The organism is Acetivibrio sp. MSJd-27, from assembly GCF_018918095.1.
In the GTDB taxonomy this organism is placed as follows: Bacteria; Bacillota; Clostridia; order UMGS1840; family HGM11507; genus HGM11507.
This window is the reverse complement of record NZ_JAHLPV010000076.1, coordinates 1-3,004: the sequence shown is the minus strand read 5'-3', so window position 1 is coordinate 3,004 and position 3,004 is coordinate 1. Positions and strand designations below refer to the sequence as shown.

Annotated in this window: 3 protein-coding genes and 1 pseudogene; all 4 read right to left on the bottom strand. The window is 38.2% G+C overall.

The window, feature by feature from the left end; all coding sequences use genetic code 11:
- Nucleotides 1–146: 146 nt before the first annotated feature.
- On the bottom strand, nucleotides 147–794 hold the full coding sequence (locus KQI32_RS13030) for an NAD(P)-dependent oxidoreductase (RefSeq protein WP_256443672.1): 648 nt from the start codon (nucleotides 792–794) through the stop codon (nucleotides 147–149).
- Nucleotides 795–850: 56 nt separating this feature from the next.
- Nucleotides 851–1,383, bottom strand: a pseudogene (locus KQI32_RS13025) (O-acetyl-ADP-ribose deacetylase); the annotation flags it as partial.
- A 15-nt stretch (nucleotides 1,384–1,398) separates the two neighbouring features.
- The gene (locus tag KQI32_RS13020) at nucleotides 1,399–2,316 is read right to left on the bottom strand and encodes a Fic family protein (protein WP_216426036.1); all 918 of its coding nucleotides are present in this window, start codon (nucleotides 2,314–2,316) and stop codon (nucleotides 1,399–1,401) included.
- Nucleotides 2,317–2,542: 226 nt separating this feature from the next.
- The gene (locus tag KQI32_RS13725) at nucleotides 2,543–2,911 is read right to left on the bottom strand and encodes a DUF6017 domain-containing protein (RefSeq protein WP_374197091.1); all 369 of its coding nucleotides are present in this window, start codon (nucleotides 2,909–2,911) and stop codon (nucleotides 2,543–2,545) included.
- Nucleotides 2,912–3,004: the final 93 nt, after the last annotated feature.

The window sequence follows — 3,004 nt, the reverse complement described above, 5'->3', positions numbered from 1 at the left end:
CTTTTGCTTTGCGTGCGATTTCCTCCGGCGTTCTTTTTCTTCTTGGCATAGTAAAACCTCCAAACTCAGTATTTATTATATACCTGTTTGGAGGTTTACACAATCTTTGTAAAAGACTCGAAAGAGCTTCTGATGCAGATCCCCGGCTACTTTCGGTCTTTAAAACGGCTCTCATCCGTCATACGGCTTGCATACTCTGAAGAAATCTGGTGATCAAGATTTCTCCCTCCCGCTGCATAACGCTTTATATCCTCAATCAACGCAAGTGTTACCATTTCTCGCACGTCGGTAGTCGGCCCTCCCTGGTGCGGCACAAGAATCGCATTAGGAAGTCCCCTCAGTCCGGAATCCATCGGCAATGGTTCTGTCTCATATACATCAAGAATGGCATTGATTTTTCCCTTCCGCAGCTCCTGTACCAAATCTTCCTCATTGATAACCGCTCCACGTGCTGTGTTTACCAACAGTGCATTTTCTTTCATTCTGCCGAGACAAGTTTTATCAATCAGGTGATAGTTTTTCTCATTCAGACCAAAGTGCACCGAAATAATATCACAAGTGTCAAACAATTCCTCCAAAGAACAAACGGTAGCATTATACTTTTCCGCTTCCTTCTCAGACAAATAACCGGAATAAATTTTCAGCTTCACATCAAAAGGCTGAAGCATTCTCGCCAGATTCTGGGCAATCATACCGAATCCAACCAAACCGATTGTCTTTTTCCACAACCCTTTCTTTCGGCGATATGTTTGTGCCCATCCCTGTTCTGCCGTTTCATTGAAATACTTGCACAGTATTCAATATCATCAGGTCTGCTCATCCTACGCATTTCAGGATACATCAATGCAAGCTCATCTACATAGTTATCGTCAATGTACTCTCTTCAATATCGGCAAAAAGTTTTTCACTTATCTTATATGCATTCTTGTCGAAGATTACGATGTAAACAGTCAAATCATTTGAAAGTAAAAACTCGCTGATTTCATCTATTGCGACCTTCAACGCTTCCGCTTTAGGATAACCGTAAATGCCTGAAGAAATAAGAGGAAATGCGACAGTCGCGCATTTGTTTTCTTTTGCAAGCTTAAGCGATGTCCTATAACAAGACCTAAGTAATTTCTCTTCATTGTGTTTCCCGTCTTTATATCTCGGACCAACTGCATGAATAACATATTTACAAGAAAGCTTATATGCTTTTGTTATTTTAGCATCACCAGTATTACATCCGCCAAGCTTTTCACACTCTTTAAGAAGTTCCGGCCCTGCTGCACGATGAATACACCCATCAACACCTCCGCCTCCTAAAAGCGAACTGTTTGCAGCATTAACAATGGCATCAACCTGCATTTTTGTTATATCTTGTCTTATAATTTGTAATGGCATAAAATCACCTTTTTGTTATTTTAATATCTCCAAATACTGTTCCATTCGTTCTATCACATGTCCAGCAACTAATTCTATCATTGGATCTGCACTACTATTTTTGTAAAACTCATCAAATGCTTCGTAGTATTTCTTTCTGTCTATGAATTTCACATTGATTGCCGGGTATCCATTCTGAATAAGGTCGAGATTCAGAAGCAATCTTCCGCATCTGCCATTTCCATCAATAAATGGATGGATTCCCTCAAACTCAAGATGAAATCTTGCAATTCTCTCAATTGTGTGCATTTTCTTTTTACGTTTTTCATTTTCAGCAAGAAGCTCTGTCATTTTCGGTTCAATCATATGCGGCTGAACCGGCTCTGTATATGCACCCATAATGGTTACGGGAATTTTGCGGTAGGTGCCTTTATCGTCAGGCCTGTTCATCAACACAAGTGAATGGATATTCTTAATTACCGACTCGCTGATTTTTGTATCCTTTGCAATATCCTCAACATAAAGAAATGCATCTCTGTGTCCAACTGCTTCAAGGTGGTCTTTCAAAGGTTTCTGATCAATCGTCATTCCTTCTAATACCATTGCAGTTTCTTTTAAAGTAAGAGTATTACCCTCGATCGCATTAGAATTATAGGTAAAGTCCACCATAAACTGCTCACGAAGCCTCTCTGCTTCGCCTGCGGTTAATGGTCTCTTTGAATCAAGTTCTGCCTTCAATGCATCAATTTTTAAAAGTATAGCCGATAATTCCTCCGGCATTGTAATTCCTTTAAGTGTTCTTGCATCAATCGGCTTTGGTGCATTTTCGGGAATCATATATAATTTCCCCTTTTGAATAACACCGTCTATTCTGTTTTGAGAGCACAAAAGTCTGACTCTCCGTGGAGAGAGACCCCATTTTTCTGCGGCTTGTGAAACTTTGATATAGTTCATAATCATACCTCATTTTAGTTTGTTATATGTAGTATATCGCATTTCAGGAATAAAATCAACGCAAAACACAAAATTCGTTTAACACATTATTCCCAAAACAATAAATATAATCCTATGCGGGTGTATTTATTATAAAACTAAATGCAATATAGTCTGTTTTGTCTGTTCAGTCTGACCTAAGGATTTGTTATACCACAAATTATTATAATTTCAAGTATAATAATTTTCATCGACTAAAGATATTCTCTCCGTAAAAATCGCGCTTTACGGCTGCGATATAATAGTTATCCATGGTCTGAGGAGCGTTGAAAATAACTGATAGCAGATATTGCTTTATGTTACGGATGTCGGTTGTGTTTTTGTCTAGGCACTCCAATATGTATTTTATATGCCCGCTATCTATGGATTCAAAGCGTTCTTTGACCTGCTCTATCGGATGAGTATCGCTAGCAATGGTGATGAATTCTTTATTAGAACAGAGTACTTCCACCATAAGGTCTACAATTTCGGTAATCACAGCTTGCTGATTAGGGTATTTTTTAAGAAGAATATTGTAATCAATATTTTCTTGAAGTGCTCCCCAAATATTAGACAATATGATAAAATAAAATCATAACCATCTAATAATTGGGGGGTACTTTTTATGGGGAAAAGAAAATATACAGTGGAATTGAAAATGGAAATCGTG